Origin of the sequence: Candidatus Pantoea carbekii, assembly GCF_000971765.1 — a bacterium.
Classification (GTDB): Bacteria; Pseudomonadota; Gammaproteobacteria; order Enterobacterales; family Enterobacteriaceae; genus Pantoea_A; species Pantoea_A carbekii.
Map to the genome: position 1 here is coordinate 246,597 of NZ_CP010907.1, position 19,205 is coordinate 265,801.

12 protein-coding genes are annotated in these 19,205 nt (G+C 30.5%); 10 read left to right on the top strand and 2 right to left on the bottom strand.

Translation table 11 applies throughout. The annotated features are described in order from the left end of the window. The first annotated feature begins 8 nt into the window (after window positions 1–8). From nuoJ to elaB, 6 genes are all read left to right on the top strand, one after another. A complete protein-coding gene (gene nuoJ, locus BMSBPS_RS00870; RefSeq protein WP_022564539.1) occupies window positions 9–557 on the top strand; it encodes an NADH-quinone oxidoreductase subunit J in 549 nt (182 codons plus the stop codon). After that, entirely contained in the window at window positions 554–856 is a 303-nt protein-coding gene (gene nuoK, locus BMSBPS_RS00875; RefSeq protein ID WP_022564540.1) for an NADH-quinone oxidoreductase subunit NuoK, read from the top strand. The genes nuoJ and nuoK overlap by 4 nt, the downstream gene beginning before the upstream one ends. After that, a complete protein-coding gene (gene nuoL / locus BMSBPS_RS00880; RefSeq protein WP_022564541.1) occupies window positions 853–2,697 on the top strand; it encodes an NADH-quinone oxidoreductase subunit L in 1,845 nt (614 codons plus the stop codon). The genes nuoK and nuoL overlap by 4 nt, the downstream gene beginning before the upstream one ends. Before the next feature lie 185 nt (window positions 2,698–2,882). Further along, window positions 2,883–4,421, top strand: coding sequence for an NADH-quinone oxidoreductase subunit M (nuoM, locus tag BMSBPS_RS00885; RefSeq protein WP_046201075.1), 1,539 nt, complete (start codon window positions 2,883–2,885; stop codon window positions 4,419–4,421). Further along, window positions 4,408–5,868 (top strand): NADH-quinone oxidoreductase subunit NuoN, encoded by a 1,461-nt coding sequence (nuoN, locus tag BMSBPS_RS00890; RefSeq protein WP_022564543.1) that lies wholly within the window; start codon window positions 4,408–4,410, stop codon window positions 5,866–5,868. Before nuoM ends, nuoN begins: the two co-directional genes overlap by 14 nt. Before the next feature lie 548 nt (window positions 5,869–6,416). Beyond that, the gene (gene elaB / locus BMSBPS_RS00895) at window positions 6,417–6,734 is read left to right on the top strand and encodes a stress response protein ElaB (protein ID WP_022564544.1); all 318 of its coding nucleotides are present in this window, start codon (window positions 6,417–6,419) and stop codon (window positions 6,732–6,734) included. Between the two features lie 126 nt (window positions 6,735–6,860). Here elaB and nrdB read toward each other — a convergent pair whose 3' ends face one another. Continuing rightward, window positions 6,861–7,991, bottom strand: coding sequence for a class Ia ribonucleoside-diphosphate reductase subunit beta (nrdB, locus tag BMSBPS_RS00900; protein WP_022564545.1), 1,131 nt, complete (start codon window positions 7,989–7,991; stop codon window positions 6,861–6,863). 83 nt (window positions 7,992–8,074) lie between these two features. After that, window positions 8,075–10,360 (bottom strand): class 1a ribonucleoside-diphosphate reductase subunit alpha, encoded by a 2,286-nt coding sequence (gene nrdA / locus BMSBPS_RS00905; protein WP_046201076.1) that lies wholly within the window; start codon window positions 10,358–10,360, stop codon window positions 8,075–8,077. Window positions 10,361–11,453: 1,093 nt separating this feature from the next. Between nrdA and gyrA the strand changes: the two genes are divergently transcribed. The 4 genes from gyrA (at window position 11,454) to nfo (ending at window position 18,384) form a co-directional block, all read left to right on the top strand. Further along, window positions 11,454–14,066, top strand: a complete 2,613-nt coding sequence (gene gyrA / locus BMSBPS_RS00910) for a DNA topoisomerase (ATP-hydrolyzing) subunit A (RefSeq protein WP_022564547.1) — start codon at window positions 11,454–11,456, stop codon at window positions 14,064–14,066. A gap of 813 nt (window positions 14,067–14,879) precedes the next feature. Next, a complete protein-coding gene (locus BMSBPS_RS00915) occupies window positions 14,880–16,004 on the top strand; it encodes a porin (RefSeq protein ID WP_022564548.1) in 1,125 nt (374 codons plus the stop codon). Between the two features lie 332 nt (window positions 16,005–16,336). Further along, window positions 16,337–17,362 carry an FAD:protein FMN transferase ApbE gene (gene apbE / locus BMSBPS_RS00920; RefSeq protein WP_022564549.1) on the top strand — a complete coding sequence of 342 codons (1,026 nt, stop codon included), beginning with the start codon at window positions 16,337–16,339 and terminating at the stop codon, window positions 17,360–17,362. Between the two features lie 176 nt (window positions 17,363–17,538). Beyond that, the gene (nfo, locus tag BMSBPS_RS00925; protein ID WP_022564550.1) at window positions 17,539–18,384 is read left to right on the top strand and encodes a deoxyribonuclease IV; all 846 of its coding nucleotides are present in this window, start codon (window positions 17,539–17,541) and stop codon (window positions 18,382–18,384) included. The last annotated feature ends 821 nt before the right edge of the window (window positions 18,385–19,205 follow it).

Genomic DNA, 19,205 nt, shown 5'->3' on the forward strand with positions numbered 1-19,205 from the left:
AACGAAGCATGGAATTTGCATTTTATTTTTGCGGACTAATGTCAATATTAACAACATTTCGCTTTATTACGCATACTAATCCTGTGCATGCATTGATGTATTTAATTGCTTCATTATTATCAATTGCTGGTGTATTTTTTTCTATAGGTGCATATTTTGTCGGTGCACTAGAAATTATCATTTATGCTGGTGCTATTATGGTGCTTTTTGTTTTTGTAGTAATGATGCTCAATTTAGGCAATACGCAAGAACAAGAACGAGAATGGTTGAAAACTTCATTATGGTTAGCTCCGGCTATTATTTCTTTAATTCTCTTAGTGTTGATCATTTACGCTATTATTACACTACACCAACAAAGTATTAATGGTACTGTTATTGATGCAAAAACAGTAGGTATTAATCTCTTTGGTTCGTATGCATTTATTGTAGAACTAACATCTATGTTACTGTTAGCGGGTTTAATTATAGCTTTTCACATTGGGCGTGAAGATCGTCAAAGCGAAGTTTTAAATAACCGTTCGTTTGAAAAAATTAACAGTAATGAGGAAAATGCATGATTCCTTTAAAACATGGACTAATTCTTGCTGCTGTATTATTTTGTCTGGGATTAACTTCCATAATCGTACGTCGTAATTTACTCTTTATGCTGATTGGTGTAGAAATCATGATTAATTCTAGTGCATTAATACAAGTGCTGGCAGGAAGTTATTGGCGCTCAGCTGACGGCCAAGTAATGTACATTCTTACGCTCAGCGCAGCAGCAGTAGAAGCAATCATTGGTTTAGCCTTATTAATTCAACTTTATCGTTGTCGTCAAACTGTAAATGTTGATACAGTAAGTGAGATGCGCGGATGAATCTTCTTTATTTAATTGTATTATTTCCATTAATTGGCTATCTACTATTAGTATTCTTTCATAATTTTTGGTCACAGAAGCTTGTAAATTTTATTGGAATAGGATCAATTGGTTTATCAGCATTAAGTACAATTTTTGTAGCAGTAGAATTTTTTACAACAGAACAGCAGCATTTTTATCAAGAATTATGGTCGTGGATATATGTAGAAAATTTTAATATAAAAATAAATTTTTTTCTAGATGGATTGTCATTAACAATGATATCAGTAATTACTGGTATTGGTTTATTAATTCATATATTTTCTTCTTGGTATATGTTTGATCAAGAAGGTTATTCGCGTTATTTTGCATATACGAATCTTTTTATTGCTAGCATGCTTATACTAGTCTTAGCAGATAACTTTATGTTGATGTATCTTGGTTGGGAAGGTGTTGGACTGTGTTCTTATTTATTGATTGGATTTTATTACAACAATGTAAAAAACGGAAAAGCAGCGTTAAAAGCTTTCATCGTAACTCGTATAGGTGATGTGTTCCTTGCATTTGCTTTATTCATTATTTACAATGAATTCAATACACTAAATATATCTGAATTAATAAAATTTAGTCTATTAGATTGTGCTAAATTTCATCATTCCATATTAGAATTGGCAGTTCTGATGTTATTAGCAGGTGCAATAGGTAAGTCTGCACAATTTCCATTACAAGTCTGGCTACCGGATGCAATGGCTGGTCCAACTCCGGTTTCGGCATTGATTCATGCAGCGACTATGGTCACTGCAGGCGTTTATTTAATTGCACGTACTCACAATCTTTTTTTACTCGCACCGCAAATACTGAATTTAGTTGCTATTATTGGTGCAATAACTTTAATAATTTCAAGTTGTTCTGCATTAGTACAAACAGATATAAAACGTATTCTTGCTTATTCAACTATGAGTCAAATTGGTTATATGTTTCTTGCATTGGGCGTACAAGCATGGCATGCTGCGATTTTCCATTTAATGATACATGCTTTTTTTAAAGCGTTATTATTTCTTGCTGCAGGCTCGCTAATTTTGTCATGTCATCACGAGCAGAATATTTTCAAAATGGGTGGTTTACGTAAAAAAATTCCGTTTATATATTTTTGTTTTTTAGTAGGAGGCAGCTCATTAACAGCTTTGCCTGTATTGACTGCTGGCTTCTATAGCAAAGAACAAATTCTGGTTGCTACACTCGTAGATGGCCATATCTGTCTAACGATTACTGGATTGATAGGTGCGTTGCTTACATCTCTTTATACTTTTCGTTTAATATTTATAGTTTTTCATGGCGAACAAAAAATTAATGCAGATGCCATTAAAAGTTTTACTCACCATTTTCCCCTGATTGTATTGTTGGTACTTTCAACCTTTTTAGGAATATTCATCATACAACCTTTGATTAAAGTGTTACCTCAAAATAATTTTAGTGATGCTGGTGGAATGATCTTAGCAACTATTTCGAGTTTAATAACAATCTTTGGTGTACTGCTCTCTAAATGGTTATGGTTAGATAAGCATAAATCATTTATTTATATTTCTAATAGCATATTAGGTCGTTTTTTCAGCTCTTTCTGGTTTGTAGGCTTTGGTTTTGACTGGTTATATGACAAGATTTTTGTAAAAACTTACATGAGAATTACTTGCTTGCTACAACATGATCCACTTAATTCACTAATGAATTTACCAGTATTGATTTCAAAAATTAGCAATAGAGGTTTACTAATAAGTCAAAATGGTTATTTACGATGGTATATAGCTTCAATGAGTATAGGTGCTATATTAATATTAGCATTGATGCTGTTATATAACAATTAATGAAATTTGTATAAATTATTCTAATAATGTAATATTTAAAAAACAGAATAGGTAGAGTAAAGTTCTTAAAAATTTTAGTTATTTAAAATCAAAATCAATATATCAAATTATTGAATCAGAATACTTCTAAAACTAAATAAAAAATCTAAATAGATCAATTTCATTATATAAGGAATAATAAGATCGTGTTACTGCCCTGGTTAATTATCGTGCTATTTGTCGGTGGATTACTCTGCTGGCCAGCAGAGCAATTTGGTACAAAAGTGCCACGTTGGATAGCATTAATAACAACAGTATACACATTAGTACTTTCAGTCTACTTATGGGTTCAAGGAGATTATTCATTATTACAGTTAAGTGATATTCCTCAATGGCAATCTATCTTCTTTAAATCGTGGATTCCACGCTTTGGCATTAATGTCTATTTAGCAATTGATGGATTTTCATTACTTATGGTATTACTAACCTGTTTGCTCGGTGTAATGGCAGTCTTATGTTCTTGGAATGAAATTGAAAAATATCAAGGATTTTTTCATCTTAATCTAATGTGGATTCTTGGTGGTGTAATTGGTGTGTTTCTAGCTATTGATATGTTTTTATTCTTTTTTTTCTGGGAAATGATGCTCGTTCCAATGTATTTCCTTATTGCGTTATGGGGACATAAAGCCTCGGATGGTAAAACACGTATTACTGCAGCAACTAAGTTCTTTATCTACACTCAATCTTCTGGTTTGATTATGTTAGTAGCTATTTTAACATTAGTGTTTGTACATTATAAAACTACAGGATTTTTAACTTTTGATTATGAAGAATTACTACATACAAAAATGTCGCACACTGTTGAATATTTACTAATGCTAGGTTTTTTTATTGCTTTTGCAGTGAAAATGCCAGTTGTTCCTTTTCATGGTTGGTTACCTGATGCACATAGCCAAGCACCTACTGCAGGTTCAGTTGATCTTGCAGGTATTTTATTAAAAACGGCAGCTTATGGTTTATTGCGCTTTAGCTTGCCTTTATTCCCTAATGCATCAGCAGAGTTTGCACCTTTTGCTATTTGGTTAGGAAATATAGGAATCTTTTATGGTGCTTGTTTAGCATTTTCGCAAACTGATATTAAACGTTTGATTGCTTATACTTCAATTTCTCACATGGGTTTTGTATTGATTGCTATTTATAGCGGAAGTAAATTAGCTTTCCAAGGTGCAGTAATACAAATGATTGCACATGGCATTTGCACAGCTGCATTGTTCATATTATGTGGTCAAATATATGAACGTCTACATACTCGAGATATGCGTCAGATGGGCGGACTATGGTCGCGTATCAAGTGGATTCCTGGTTTTTCACTTTTTTTTGCAGCAGCAAATCTGGGGATACCTGGTACCGGTAATTTTATAGGTGAATTTATGATTTTAATTGGTAGTTTTCAGGTAGTACCAAAGATGATCGTACTTGCCACGTTTAGTCTTGTTTTTGCGTCAATTTATTCTTTAACTATGATTCAAAAGACATATTACGGTGCAGTAAAATCTGAAGAACCACTACAGGGCATGTCTTCTCGAGAATTATTAATCATTAGTATCTTATTGATATTATTAGTTTTTATAGGTATTTACCCGCAACCGCTTCTTAATACTTCATATGCTGCAATAAGCAATATACAGCATTGGTTTACTACTTCGATTCAACTTCAACGCTATAATTTTTATGATAATATCTAAATTACAATTTATTGCATTACTACCATTTTTAATTATTGTCTTAACAGTGTTGGTTGTAATGCTATGCATTGCATGGAAACGAAACCATTTTGTTAGCGCTATGCTAACAGTGATTGGACTTAATTTGAGTTTTGCTTCATTGTGGTTTGTTGGAAAGGTTGTTACAGTAGATATTACACCGATATTATGTATAGACAGTTATTCAGTGTTTTGTATTGCTCTTGTAATATTAGCAAGTTTAGCAACTTGTATATTTGCTTATGCCTGGTTAGTTGGTTTTTCAAATAATAAAGATGAATTTTATCTTCTTGTTCTAATTTCTACATTAGGAGGTATGGTATTATCAACTACAAGTCATATGGTAACATTATTTATTGGTATTGAATTACTTTCAGTGCCTCTATTTGGTTTAATTGGTTATAGGTTTCACCAAAAAGGTTCGTTAGAATCAGCTTTGAAATACACAATTTTGTCAGCCTCAGCTTCATCATTTTTATTATTTGGAATTGGTTTGATTTATGCAAATACTGGTAGTTTTAGTTTTATCACATTAAGTCAATATGTTAATCAAAACGTGATGCAACCTTTATCATTAGTGGCATTAGGTATGATGATAATTGGTTTTGCTTTTAAATTATCTTTAGTCCCATTTCATATGTGGACACCTGATGTTTATCAAGGAGCACCTGCACCAGTATCAACTTTTATTGCGACTGTTAGCAAAATTGCTATGTTCTCAGCCATTATGCGATTTTTTATCTATATACCATCATTTGCTAACAATAATTCAGTACGTACTGTTTTAGCAACTATGGCTTTTTGTTCTATCTTAGTTGGTAATTTAATGGCGATTTCACAAAATAATATCAAACGTCTCCTTGGTTATTCTTCTATCGCACATTTTGGTTATTTGCTGATTTCGTTAATTTCTTTGAAAAATAATCAGTTAACACTTGAAGTTAGTGGTATTTATTTAGTAGGTTATCTTTTTAGTACTCTTGGCGCTTTTGGTGTAGTTAGTCTCATGTCTAGTCCATGTTGTCATGGAACTGATACAGATTCACTTTATTCATATCGTGGTCTCTTTTGGCATCGCCCTATTTTATCAGCTGTTATGACAGTTATGATGTTATCTTTAGCAGGTATTCCATTGACGCTTGGTTTTATAGGTAAATTTTACATTATCGCTTCTAGTATAAATGCGCATCTTTGGTGGTTAACTGCAACAGTAATTATAGGTAGTGCAATTGGTGTCTATTACTACCTACGAGTCACAGTCAGCCTGTATCTTAGTCCACCAGAGTTATATACTCGCGATACACAGTCTAATTGGATATTTAGTGCAGGTGGCGCGGTAATTTTGATCTCTTCCATTCTTGTATTATTCTTAGGTATATATCCACAACCGCTAATTACGTTAGTAAAAATGGCTAAACTATCTATTTAAATTTTTTAATAAAAGTTAATTAAATGAATTAGTAATTTTTTTAAGTTGTTTGAATATGTAATTAATTATCTTTAGTAAGTAATTATTTTAAAAATTATTCTAAAACAGAATTGCTACTAATTTTAAAAACTTCAGTACATACGCTCTGCATTACACCATATTTTGCGTATAGCGGTATATTAGAATATATTACGAAATTGCATTATCGTAATATATTAAATTGAATTAAAAATAACATTTCGAATATTATACAATCAAAATTTTATTAATTATAAAACGTCATTTTTCATAAAAGCACTATGAATATATATTCAATTTTTTTATTATGATGTAATAAATAATTCAATATTTCAGTATGATGAAAATCATTGATATTAATGTAAGTTAATAGTGTAAAATAAAAAAGATATATATTTAAGTGCCTTACATCATCATACCATTAATAGCTTAATATAACTTAGGCAAATCTTATGCTTCATCTGCAGGAAGTTGATTAAATTAACAGCTATAGTTAGTTTATAGCGCCTTATTTAATGGAGGAATTGTAAGTGTTATCTACAGAACAATTTGAGACCCGCGAAAATCGTTTTGATAAGGATTTAAGTTTAATGACAGAAACTTTGGAAGAAATTCTGCGCTCTTCTGGTGATCCAAACGATCAAAAATACATTGAATTGAAAGATAAAGCCGAAAAAGCATTGGAAGAAGTAAAATTACGCATTAGTCAGGCTTCTGATGATTGCTATTATCGCGCAAAACAAGTTGCTTATCGCGCCGATAATTACGTTCATGAAAAACCTTGGCAGGGTATCAGTATAGCTGCAGTTGTTAGTTTTTTTACGGGATTATTATTAGCACGACGTTAAAATCTGCTTTCCTGTTATTATTTTTCAGGCGCAACTTTATGCGCCTGTCTCTGAATTTTTATTTTATTTTTAGCTTATCTAAAAATAAAAATCATATTAAAATTATATTCGTATTTTATTGACGCATTATAACTGAAAATCATTGAAGTCCTCTTTGCCTACTTCTGAATCAATCTGTCCCACTAAATAGGAGCTTACTTCAACTTCTTGTGGAGCTACTTGTACATTATCAGATATTAACCATGTATTAATCCAAGGAATAGGATTAGAACGAATTTGAAATGGCAAGTCTAAACCTACTGCTTTCATACGAACATTAGTTATATATTCAATATATTGACATAAAATATCTTTATTTAAACCTATCATAGAACCACTATTAAATAGGTATTGAGCCCATTCTTTTTCTTGATCAGCTGCTTTTTTAAAGAGTTCAAAACACTCATGGCGGCATTTATTTGTAATACTTTTCATCTCTATATCATCTTCACCGGTTTGCATTAAATTCAGCATGTATTGTGTACCAGTTAAATGCAGTGCTTCATCACGAGCAATAAGACGAATAATTTTAGCGTTTCCTTCCATCAATTCTCGTTCAGCAAAGGCAAAAGAACAAGCAAAACTGACATAAAATCGAATAGCTTCTAACGCGTTGACGCTCATTAGACAGATATACAGTTGTTTTTTTAAAGTATGTAAATCAACAGTAATATTTTTATTTTTAAAATGATGTGTTCCTTCACCTAGAAGGTGCCAGTAACTAGTCATTTCAATAAGATCATCATAATACTTAGAAATATCTTGAGCACGTGCTAAAATTTCTCTATTGTTAACAATGTCATCGAATACGTCTGATGGATTATTGACAATATTGCGTATGATATGAGTATAGGAACGAGAATGGATAGTTTCAGAAAATGCCCAAGTTTCAACCCAAGTTTCTAGTTCTGGAAGCGAAATAAGAGGCAATAATGCAATATTTGGACTGCGTCCTTGTATAGAATCAAGCAACGTTTGATATTTCAAATTGCTAATAAAAATATGTTTTTCATGTTCTGGTAATGATTGATAATCAATACGGTCTTGTGATACATCAATTTCTTCTGGACGCCAAAAGAAAGATAATTGTTTTTCGATTAGTTTTTCAAAGAAGCTATATTTTTGTTGATCAAAACGAGCAATGTTCACTGACTGTCCAAAAAACATTGGTTCTTTAAGTTGGTCATTTTTTTTTTGTGAAAATGTAGTGTAAGCCATAATATATAGTCCAATTGTGAATTTATTGATCGTTGTCAAGACCGATACAATAGAATAGATAATTAATAAATACACCTATATAATTAAATTTTACAAGCACCGCTTTCACAACCATCATAAATTATAGGCGATAGAGGATCATGCTGTACATCCCCTGCACCATCACGGGTATTATGATAGTATAAGGTTTTTAATCCAAACTTATATGCTGTTAATAAATCTTTAAACAATTGCTTCATAGGTACTTTACCATTACTAAAACGGTTTGGATCATAGTTAGTATTAGATGAAATAGACTGATCGATAAACTTTTGCATTAAACCCACAAGTTTCAGATAACCTTCATTTGAAGGCATTTCCCATAATAATTCATACTGATCTTTCAAACGATCATATTCTGGAACTACTTGGCGTAATATACCATCTTTAGAAGCTTTTATAGTAATATGCCCACGTGGAGGTTCAATGCCATTTGTAGCATTTGAAATTTGCGATGAAGTTTCAGATGGCATGAGTGCAGAAAGCGTAGAATTACGTAAGCCGTATATTTTAATTTCCTCGCGCAACTGTTCCCAATCAAAATGTAATGGTTCATTGCAGAGACTATCAAGATCTTTTTTATATGTATCAATTGGTAAAATTCCCTGTGAGTATGTAGTGTCTTGAAATAATGGACAAGAACCTTTTTCTTTTGCTAATTCTTTTGATGCAGTTAATAAATAATATTGAATAGCTTCAAATGTTTTGTGCGTTAAATTATTAGCACTCCCGTCAGAATAACGTACACTATGTTTCGCCAAATAGTAAGCAAAATTAATTACACCAATTCCTAACGAACGACGACCTATAGCACTGCGTTTAGCAGCGGGAATAGGATAATGCTGATAATCTAATAATGCATCTAAAGCACGTACTGTAAGCGTTGATAGTTCTTGTAGATCATCAAGGTTGTTTATTGCTCCCAAATTAAATGCCGATAATGTACAAAGAGCAATTTCACCGTTTTTATCGTTAACGTTTTCTAGTGGTTGAGTAGGTAATGCAATTTCTAAACATAAGTTGGACTGTCGAACGGGTGCAATATGAGGATTAAAAGGACTATGAGTATTGCAGTGATCAACGTTTTGAATATAAATACGACCCGTAGAAGCACGTTCTTGCATCATTAACGAAAATAAATCAATAGCTTTTATATGCTGTTTTCGTATGCGATTATCTTGTTCATATTTGCAGTATAAATATTCAAATTTCTCTTGATCAGCAAAAAATGTATCGTACAAATCTGGTACGTCAGAAGGACTAAATAATGTGATTTTTTTGCCTTTAAGAAGACGAGTGTACATTAATTTATTTATTTGTATACCGTAATCCATATGACGTACGCGATTTCCTTCCACACCGCGATTATTTTTTAGAACTAGTAAACTTTCTACTTCTAAATGCCATATTGGATAGAATAACGTTGCAGCACCACCTCGCACACCACCTTGCGAACATGACTTGACTGCAGTTTGAAAATGTTTATAAAAAGGGATACATCCGGTATGAAACGCTTCACCGCCTCGAATGGGGCTTCCTACAGCGCGAATACGACCAGCGTTAATACCGATGCCAGCTCGTTGAGAGATATATTTTATGATACAGCTGGAAGTTGCATTAATAGAATCAAGACTATCATTGCATTCTATTAAAACACAAGAACTAAATTGACGAGTTGGTGTACGTACACCTGACATAATTGGAGTTGGTAGTGAAATTTTAAAAGTTGAAATGGCATTATAAAAACGCTTAATATAACTCATACGTATGTCGCATGGATATTTAGAGAACAAACAGGCTGCTATTAAAATATATAAAAATTGTGCGCTCTCATATATATCACCTGTAACACGATTTTGTACTAAATATTTACCTTCTAATTGTTTTACGGCAGCATAGGAAAAGTTCATATCACGCCAATGGTCGATAAAACTATTCATTTGCTCAAACTCTTTTGAGTTATAATCTTTTAGCAAATTATGATCATATTTACCTATCTCAACCATTTTTATAACTTGATCATATAATTTTGGTGGTTCAAATTTTCCATATGCTTTTTTGCGCAAATGAAAAATAGAGAGACGTGCTGCTAAGTATTGATAATCAGGAGCATGATGTGATATTAAGTCTGCAGCAGCCTTAATAATAGTCTCATGAATATCTGAGGTATTAATACCATTATAAAATTGAATGTGAGAACGCAACTCGACCTGAGAAATAGAAACATTATTTAGTCCTTTGGCTGCCCAGTCTAAAACTCGATGAATTTTGTCAAGATTAATACTCTCCCGGTGACCATCGCGCTTAGTAACGAATAGACTCTGGTTCATGTCGCGTTTTTACCTTTACGTAACTATGTAAAAATGAAAATAAATTTGTTATTAAATACAACTAAATTCATTGATGAATAATAAATGTATAAACACTACGTTTAGTAATAACTGTACAAAATTCATAGCAAAAATATAAATTTCATTTAATAAAAAAAATTTTACAAATGTAACAAATGCTTTTAGAGGGTCAGCAAGTTTGTTATTAAATAAAATTGTTTTATTTATATATTTCTGATTTAAAGAGATCGAAATTGTTAATTATATTAATAATACCTTATGTTTTAACTTTAAAAAAAATTTCTATATTTAACAAGTATGTAAATTATTAGGAATTTTCAAAAAAATTGAAACTATTTCTTAAAATATAATCAAAATCTGCTATTTTTAATTTTATCTTTATATGTTTCAGAGAATTAAAATACCGAAAGCAGGTTAGGTATATCGCATAGCTATTATAAAGGAATGTCAATCTATAGTACTATCTAACAATAGCAGATAGCACTTTCTTTAGGGTATTATAATAATCTAATACATAATTTATCTCTAGTTTACTTTTGCTAAATTGCTAATAATGTATACAATATTTTTTAAGTCACCAACATTTCTCTGCTCTATACATAACATACAACATACATTAATTAATATCATTCTAATCAAATTTATTCTATATGCGAATATGTATTTTCACTTTTCTATCATATTAGTTATTAATATACTACTATATTACACTTAAGGTCGAGTACTTTTTTAATTAAGAATTTTTGTTATTATACAAATGGTTAAATAAACATACAAGTATAAATATCTGTCAAATATTAAATATATACTGTATGTTCAATACTATTATGCTAGCTAATCAGTAAATTTCAAACGAACCTTTTTAACTTCATATATATTTTAACGGTTTTCCTGTAGTTATTTATTGATATCAATCTTATTAAGATTTAACATATAAATGTTCGACTATATGATCTTATATTTTGGCATATAAATTGAAAAGAAAGCCTTCTTTAACATTCATTGACTTCAAACTATGTGATATACTTGAATACTTTTAAAACTCCAATATTATATTAGGGATAGTAGTTCCATGAGCGGTCTTGCAAAAGAAATTACACTAGTCAATATCGAAGAAGAATTAAAAAATTCTTATCTCGATTATGCTATGTCAGTCATTGTAGGTCGAGCCTTACCTGATGTACGTGATGGTCTTAAACCAGTTCACCGCCGTGTGCTTTTTGCTATGAGCGTCCTGGGTAATGATTGGAATAAACCTTATAAGAAATCCGCTCGTGTAGTTGGTGATGTAATTGGAAAGTACCATCCTCACGGTGATGCTGCAGTATATGACACTTTAGTGCGAATGGCACAACCGTTTTCGATGCGTTATATGTTGGTTGATGGTCAAGGTAACTTTGGTTCTATTGATGGTGATTCTGCTGCAGCAATGCGTTACACAGAAGTACGCATGGCAAAAATTTCCCATGAACTACTGTCTGACTTGGACAAAGAAACCGTTGATTTTATATCAAACTACGATAATAGTGAACAGATTCCTGCAATTTTGCCAACAAAAATACCTAATTTATTAATAAATGGTTCATCTGGTATTGCAGTAGGCATGGCAACCAATATTCCGCCTCACAATTTAACAGAAGTAATTAACGCTTGTCTTGCTTATATTGAAGATGAAAATATCAGCTTTGAAGAATTGATCAAACATATACCTGGCCCGGATTTTCCTACTGCAGCGATTATCAATGGTCGTTATGGTATTGAAGATGCATACCGCACCGGTCGCGGTAAAATCCACATCCGTGCTCGTAGTGAAGTTAAAAACGACGTTAAAACTGGACGTCAAAGTATTGTTATACATGAGATCCCTTATCAGGTTAATAAAGCTCGTTTAGTTGAGAAAATTGCTGAATTAGTAAAACAAAGAAAACTTGAAGGTATTAGTGCACTACGTGATGAATCTGATAAAGATGGTATGCGTATAGTAATTGAACTAAAACGTAATGTAGTGAGTGACGTAGTATTAAATAATCTTTATTCATTGACCCAACTTCAGGTATCATTTGGCATTAATATGTTAGCACTGCATCAAGGTCAGCCAAAAATCATGACGTTGAAAGATATCATAAAATCTTTCATAAATCACCGTTGTGAAGTAGTAACACGTCGCACTGTTTTTGAATTACGCAAGGCACGTGAACGTGCTCATGTTCTTGAAGGTTTAATTATTGCTCTTACCAATATTGATTCTATCATTGAGTTAATTCGTCGTTCTCCCACTTTAGCTAAAGCTAAAGTAGAGTTAATTTCTCAAACATGGAAATCTACTAGTCTTTTAAAAATGTTTGATTATTCTAACAATAATTTATTTTCTTCTATATATAGCAAATCTACGTTTAATAAGTTTGATAATACTTATCATTTGACTGAACAACAAATAGAAGCTGTTTTAGATCTGCGATTACAAAAGTTAACTAGTTTAGAAAATGAAAAATTACTTATTGAATACAAGGAAGTAATTAATCAAATTTTAAAACTCATTTCCATACTAAAAAGTACTGATTGTTTAATGGCAGTAATTCGAACAGAATTAGAAAAAATTCGTGATCAATTTGGAGATAAGCGTCGCACTGAAATTACGGTAAATAGTGCAGAACTTAATGTTGAAGATTTAATTAATCAAGAAGATGTGATAGTGACATTATCGTATCATGGGTACGTTAAATATCAACCTTTATCAGATTATGAAGCTCAACGACGTGGTGGTAAAGGTAAATCTGCAGCACGTATCAAAGAAGAAGACATTATCGACTGTTTGTTAGTTGCCAATACTCATGATAGCATTCTATGCTTTTCTAGTCGTGGTCGTTTATATTGGATGAAAGTCTATCAATTACCAGAAGCTAGTCGTAGTGCTCGGGGTCGTCCGATAGTTAATTTGCTACCGCTCGACGTAAATGAACGTATTACTGCTATTCTTCCTGTACGTGAATATACCAAAGGTTTTAATATTTTGATGTCTACTGCTAAAGGAACTGTTAAAAAAACTGCATTACAAGAATTTAGTCGTCCGCGTAGTACAGGAATTATTGCTATTAATTTACATAAAAATGATGAGCTTATTGGTGTTGCATTAACTAACGGTAGCGATGAAGTGATGTTATTTTCTGCTGCAGGTAAAGTAGTGCGTTTTAGCGAAGCTACTGTTCGAGCTACAGGAAGATTAGCATCAGGTGTAAGAGGCATCAAACTGGCTGAAAATGATAAAGTTGTCTCTTTAATTGTACCGCGTGCAGAAGGTGCTATTCTTACTGTAACACAGAATGGATACGGAAAACGCACTATTAATAAAGCATATCCATTAAAATCACGTGCAACTCAAGGTGTTATTTCAATTAAAGTCACCAAGCGTAATGGACCAGTTGTTGGAGCGGTGCAAGTGGTTGATAATGATCAAATTATGATGATTACTAATACTGGCACATTAGTGCGTACGCGAGTCTCTGAAGTAAGTATAGTAGGTCGTAATACTCAAGGTGTGATTTTAATTCGTACTGCCGAAAATGAGAATGTTGTTGGTTTACAACGTGTTGTTGAACCATTAAAAGATCAAGAGTTTAAAAATATTAACGATCATGTAATAGAAAGTCCAGAGATTAGCAAATTTGAATTAAATAATTCACATTAACAATCAATGATTTTTTATCTATAATTTGATTATATGATTAAAGTCAATAAAAATAATATGGTCTATATTATTTCTTTTCTTAACAGAATGATAAGTTTGTAATTTAATTATCATGAAATCATGGAAATTACTTTTATCTTTATATTAATTAAGGTTAATCAAATTTATTAATCATTTGAGAATAAATGTTTTTATTTTGGCGGATATTATTTATTGGTAATAAATAATATCCGCCATATCATTATTCTTTTAGTTGTTCTCAATCTAAATGAGAGTTAATTAAGAATAAGCAGCAAATTGTTGATTTGTCGTTCTACTAAAGATAAAAATTGTATTTAAGGATCGTAATCTCTTGAAAGAACGGGACTATATTTCGATATGAATTATACATGGGCTAATTTTTTAAAGTTATTAAATAATATATCTTAATATATGAAGTTATTTGAAATAAAACGCCAATTTTACAAAAATTTCTAATTAAAAACCGTATGTTATTTGTTTTTCATTGCTCAACAAATTCAATATTTATTTATACGTCATTTAGATTCAAGATTTATTAAATCTAAATGAATACAATAATACGCATAATTATATACGAAAATAATAAAAAAATATATTTTTATGTATGTAAATTCAATTTATAATATGTAAATATTTGTAATATTTACATATTAAATGAATGTTTATTTATTAAAATTTTAAAAATCTATTTTCACTAATTCAAATGGTATATACATATTAGTATAGATTTATATTCTCTTTTATAAAAAATTATTTAAAAAAATTCAAGTATATTCAATCAAGGGCAATAAAATGACATTTCGTATTTTCTCCATTATAATTACTTTGTTTTTGTTTGTAAATTTAGCAAGCGCTGCTGAAATTTATAATAAAGATAATAATAAGCTAGATTTTTACGGTACCTTGGAAGGAGCATATCGTTTTTCTTCCTATTATGACAATACAAATAATGATCAATCCTATGTTTGCGTTGGTTTGAAAGGTGAAACAAAATTAACCAATCAAATTATTGGGTATAGTCAGTGGGAATACCAATCGCTTTTGAAATTGTCTGAATTTGAAAACACAAATAATCATATAGTGCGTTTAGGACTTATAGGTATGAAATTCAATGATATTGGTTCTTTTGATTATGGCCGTAATTATGGCGTGATGTATGATATCTCTACATGGACCAATGTTTTGCCAGCATTTGGAGGTGATACCTATGATGTAGATAATTTTATGTTTCAGCGCGGTAATGGCATGCTAACTTATCGTAGTAATAATTTTTTTGGCTTGGCGAAGGGCTTAAATTTCGCTATTCAGTATCAGCATGAAAATAATAATTTAACTGAAATAGAAGAGTCAGGTCGTGATGTATTAAATGAAAATGGTCAAGGATGGGGCTTGAGTAGTACTTATAATATAGGTTCAGGTTTGGATATTGGCATAGCAACTTTTCAATCCTATCGTACTGATAATCAAAATGGAAAAATTTCACGTACCTATAATATTGTAGGTCGTAACCATAAAGCAAAAGCTTACGCTGGAGGTTTTAGATATCAAATTAATAACTTTTACTTAGCTACTACATATACACGTTCTTATAACGCAATACACTTTGGTACTAGCGGATATGGCTACCTTTACGGTTATGCAGATTACACGAATAACCTTGAAATAGTTGCACAATATCAATTCGATTTTGGTTTGAAACCGTCTTTAGCGTTTATTTCTTCAGTTGGAAAAGTGAAAGATTATGGCCATCGAAAACTACAGCAATATGTCAGTATAGGTGCAACTTATAATTTTAATAAACACCTATATGCTTATTGTGACTTTAAAATCAACTTGTTAAACGATAATAACTTTAACGATTCATGCGGTACAAATGCTTGTAGCATGGCTGCATTAGGATTAGCTTATAAATTTTAGGTATGTAATTAAGCGTGGTTCATATCAAAAATCATGCTTAATTTTTTGAAACTTATTCTGTATAGCATACAAGATATATAAAATATTTAAAAAATTTATTGAATAATTTATATGTATTTTTATCTTTAAATAATTTAGATTTAGCTATATTAATTCATAATTAACAAGATCTATTAATGATGTATATATTTAATAAATTTAAAAATAATTATTCATGCGAAGTAAATAATTTTTTGTATAAATAACCAGAAAGAGTTTTTACCTAATTTTAGAATTAATTTCATTTCATTTATTTATATTATTTTAATCAATTCTAAATTGAGGAATAGTATATGCGTTTTCAGAAATTTCTATTAATCATTTTAGCAGTTCAAATGCTAAATAGCTGCAATAATCATGATACAAATCAAGGTACTATATTGCATGGAAAGACTATGGGTACTATATGGACTGTACACATAATGGATATCAAAAATCATCACAAGGATGAATTAAGACGTCTTATTCAGGAACAATTAGACAGAGATGACAATGATTTTTCAACATGGAAAACAAACTCAGCATTATCACATTTTAATCGATACCAGGGTTCTGATCCACAACCTATAAGCATTGGTATGGCCGATATTGTCACTGAAGCATTACGTATCGGTATGAAAACAGGTGGTTACATGAATATTATGGTGGGTCCATTAGTTAATTTATGGGGTTTTGGTCCAATGCAAGAACCATTGCATACACCTAATGAAAATGAAATTGCCTCAGCAAAAGCCTTAACAAATTTAGAACATTTACGTTTAATTCAAGATATTAATGGACAATGGTTACAAAAAGATTTGCCAAGTATATATGTCGACCTTTCAACTATGGGAGAAGGTTATGCCACTGATCATCTTGCACGACTAATGGAAGAACAGGGAATTACGAACTATCTTGTTTCGGTTGGTGGTGCAGTATTATGTCGAGGTAAAAGTTCATACGATAAACCTTGGAAAGTAGCGATTCAAAAACCAACGGATCGAGAAAATGCAGTAGAAGCACGTGTTGAACTCAAAGGGCATGGGATCAGTACCGCAGGTAGTTATCGTAACTATTACGAACTAGACGGTAAACGTATTTCACATATTATTGATCCAAGTACTGGACGTCCTATTAATCATAATTTAGTTTCAGCAACTGTAATTGCTACTACGGCCTTAGAAGCTGATGGATGGGATACTGCTTTATTAGTAATAGGAACCGAACGTGCTAAGATGTTAGCTCTTAAAGAACATTTAGCTGTATATCTGATCACTAAAGAAGGTAAAAATTTTACACATTGGATATCACCGCAATTTAAATCTTTTTTAGTCGGTTAATTATAAAAAAATTTAAATATAAACATTATATTTTTAATAAAAATGCCATCATTTTAGATTAATATCTATTTTATTAAATATTTAGCTAAGAGTGTTATTAATTATTTATTAGATAAATTAAGTTGTACGCTTAATCTATATTAGTGTATTTTTATTATGTAATTTGGAAAGGTAATATGAAGTATATTGGTGCACATGTTAGTATTTTAGGGGGAGTAGACAAAGCAGTAATCCGTGCTCATGATATTAAAGCTACTGCATTTGCACTGTTTACTAAAAATCAACGACAATGGCATGCAACTCAGCTATCAGAAAAGATAATTCATGCTTTTAAAAATGCCTGTAAAAAATATGGTTTTAGTTCTTCACAAATTTTACCTCATATCAGCTTTTTAATTAACTTAGGGCATCCAGATAAGCAAGTACTAGAGAAATCGCGCGCTGCATTTCTTAATGAAATGCAGCGCGCTGAACAACTAGGTCTAACATTATTGAATTTCCATCCAGGTAGTCATTTACAAAAAATTGATCAACAAACATGTCTTAAACGTATTTCAGAATCTATTAATATCGTTTTGAACAAAACTAATCATGTTACTGCTGTAATTGAAAACACAGCAGGTCAGGGCAGTAATATAGGATTTCGATTCGAACATCTTGCAAAAATTATTGAAAATGTAGAAGATCAATCACGCATTGGAGTATGTATTGATACTTGTCATACCTTTGCGAGCGGTTATGATCTACGCACTGAACAAGATTGTATTAAAACTTTTAGTGAATTCAATGAGATAATAGATTTTAAATATTTACGAGGTATGCATTTAAATGATACAAAAAGCACATTAGGCGGTCGTATAGACCGACATCATAGTCTAGGTCAAGGTAATATAGGTAAAATTGCTTTTAATTGGATTATGAAAAATCCACGTTTTGATAATATACCTCTTATACTTGAAACTATTAATCCTTGTATTTGGACAAATGAAATTAAGTGGTTAAAATCGCAGTGCTTAAACTAAATTATCGATATTTATACCATTGATTTCGATTATAAATTTAATTCAATAATTAAATGTTTGTATTATATTATTTTGAATATCATATAATTATGTCATCAACAATATTTTAACTAAATCTCTGTGATCATAAAAATATCATTATTCAACACTTTAAATTATTTAACGTTTATTTGCATTTGAAAATTAATATCTATTTAACAAATAATATTTTTTATTCATATTTATAAAAAAATATTAAAATTAAAAATTAAAATTAATTTAGATAACATTATAATAAAATATACCGAACTAGAAGTTTACCAAAATTTTTTTTTAAATAAAAAATAATATAACTCACTAATTATTAAATTATCACAGATACGCATGATCACTTGAATAAAAATATGTTATAAAGATATCAAATTTTAATATGCATTAATTTAATTAAAATACTAAATTATATGTTTATTATTTTTATCTTAGATATTTATTGTTCTAATAAAATAGAAGTAAAAATTTTAACTATATTAAATTAATAAATTTAATCTAAAAAATAATTATTTTTTAATTTTTAAAACTTTTTTAGTTTAAAATATCAAATATCAAATCTTATTTTTCTATCTCGATAAATATAGTATTTTATATCAATGAAAATGTTTATTATTTTAGTCATGAAAATATAATTAAATACTGTTACCATATAAATGATTTGAACATCATCAATAATAATATTATATATATAAAAGCAATTTCATTGCACATAATTTATTCTAAATTTTAGTCTCATTCACAATTATAAATAAAAAATTCTTGTTTATTTTTTTAACTAAATAATTTAAATA

What these genes read in the sequence shown, in the direction of transcription:
- nrdB (WP_022564545.1), bottom strand. Translation starts at nt 7,991, where the DNA reads ATGGCTTACACTACATTTTCACAAAAAAAAAATGACCAACTTAAAGAA.
- nfo (WP_022564550.1), top strand. Translation starts at nt 17,539, where the DNA reads ATGAAGTATATTGGTGCACATGTTAGTATTTTAGGGGGAGTAGACAAA.
- nuoN (WP_022564543.1), top strand. Translation starts at nt 4,408, where the DNA reads ATGATAATATCTAAATTACAATTTATTGCATTACTACCATTTTTAATT.
- apbE (WP_022564549.1), top strand. Translation starts at nt 16,337, where the DNA reads ATGCGTTTTCAGAAATTTCTATTAATCATTTTAGCAGTTCAAATGCTA.
- nrdA (WP_046201076.1), bottom strand. Translation starts at nt 10,360, where the DNA reads ATGAACCAGAGTCTATTCGTTACTAAGCGCGATGGTCACCGGGAGAGT.
- gyrA (WP_022564547.1), top strand. Translation starts at nt 11,454, where the DNA reads ATGAGCGGTCTTGCAAAAGAAATTACACTAGTCAATATCGAAGAAGAA.
- nuoL (WP_022564541.1), top strand. Translation starts at nt 853, where the DNA reads ATGAATCTTCTTTATTTAATTGTATTATTTCCATTAATTGGCTATCTA.
- nuoJ (WP_022564539.1), top strand. Translation starts at nt 9, where the DNA reads ATGGAATTTGCATTTTATTTTTGCGGACTAATGTCAATATTAACAACA.
- nuoK (WP_022564540.1), top strand. Translation starts at nt 554, where the DNA reads ATGATTCCTTTAAAACATGGACTAATTCTTGCTGCTGTATTATTTTGT.
- BMSBPS_RS00915 (WP_022564548.1), top strand. Translation starts at nt 14,880, where the DNA reads ATGACATTTCGTATTTTCTCCATTATAATTACTTTGTTTTTGTTTGTA.